The following is a 450-nucleotide window of genomic DNA, read 5'->3' as shown; positions in this document are numbered from 1 at the left end:
GGCTATAATGCCCTCTAAGTATACAGATGAAATAGAAAATTCATCTTATATTTGGAGGGCATTTAAAATTGGCTAGAAAAAAATACTTTTCACTTGAGCAAAAATTAGCGATCCTTGATGAAACTAAAAGACTCAGTCTCAACAAAGTGGCAAAATTATATCAAATAGATGCAAAAACAATTCGAGCTTGGAAATTAATTCTTAAATACCAAGGTATTCACGGTTTATCGTACAGCTACAAAAGGCATCATTACTCAGAGTCGAAGAAAAAAGCATTAGTTAAAGAATTTAATAGCTCCTCTGAATCTGCCTTAGTATTTGCGGCTAAGCATGGAATAGCTAGTGATCGTAGCTTACGTGAGTGGGTTATTCGGTATAATGAATCAAAAGCCACGGTTTATACACCGAGAAAGCGAGATTCAATTATGCCAGGACGCAAAACTACTTTTG

Annotated in this window: 1 pseudogene; it reads left to right on the top strand. The window is 35.1% G+C overall.

From position 1 onward, the window contains the following. Positions 1-68: 68 nt before the first annotated feature. A pseudogene (locus QOS03_RS09295) lies at positions 69-450 on the top strand (helix-turn-helix domain-containing protein); the annotation flags it as partial.

The sequence above is a fragment of the Limosilactobacillus pulli genome, from assembly GCF_947381555.1.
Lineage (GTDB): Bacteria > Bacillota > Bacilli > Lactobacillales > Lactobacillaceae > Limosilactobacillus > Limosilactobacillus pulli.
This window is presented reverse-complemented; position numbering and strand designations above follow the sequence as displayed.